The sequence below is a fragment of the Pseudoflavonifractor phocaeensis genome, assembly GCF_016901735.1.
Taxonomy (GTDB): domain Bacteria; phylum Bacillota; class Clostridia; order Oscillospirales; family Oscillospiraceae; genus Pseudoflavonifractor_A.
In genome coordinates this window covers 1-723 of sequence record NZ_JACLZC010000172.1, presented here as the reverse complement: position 1 = coordinate 723, position 723 = coordinate 1, and the positions used below count along the sequence as shown (strand labels likewise).

At 67.1% G+C, this 723-nt stretch carries 1 protein-coding gene; it reads left to right on the top strand.

The window, feature by feature from the left end; translation table 11 throughout:
- Window positions 1–723, top strand: a 723-nt coding sequence (locus H7U37_RS15090) for an InlB B-repeat-containing protein (protein ID WP_204876981.1), incomplete at both ends; no start/stop codon positions are given.

Genomic DNA, 723 nt, shown 5'->3' with positions numbered 1-723 from the left:
CGCGCCCGCCAAGGAGGGCTACACCTTCACCGGTTGGTACACCGACGAGGCCTGCACCGAGGCCTATGACTTTGAGACTCCCGTGACCGGCGACCTGACTCTGTATGCCGGCTGGGAGGAGAACGAGCCCGAAGTGGTCGCCGTCACCGGCGTGAGCCTGGATGCGGCGGAGCTGGCTCTGACCGAGGGCGACAGCGCCAATCTGACCGCCACCGTGGAGCCGGAGAACGCCACCGACAAGAGCGTGACCTGGACCTCCAGCGACGAGGGCGTGGCCACTGTGGCCGACGGCAAGGTGACCGCGGTTGCCGTGGGCGAGGCTGAGATCACCGTGACCACCGTGGACGGCGGCTTCACCGCCACCTGCGTTGTGACCGTGAGCGAGAAGCCCGCCGACAGCTTCACCGTGACCTTCGTGAGCGACGGCGAGACTTACCAGAGCGTCAATGTGACCTCCGGCGAGGCGGTTTCCGAGCCCGCCGCGCCCGCCAAGGAGGGCTACACCTTCACCGGTTGGTACACCGACGAGGCCTGCACCGAGGCCTATGACTTTGAGACTCCCGTGACCGGCGACGTGACCCTGTATGCCGGCTGGGAGGAGAACGTACCTGAGACGCCCGTCTACACCGTGACCTTCAACACCAACGGCGGCAGCGAGATCGCGCCCGTGGAAGTGGAAGAGGGCCAGGCGGTGGAGCGTCCCGCCGATCCCAGCAACGGCTC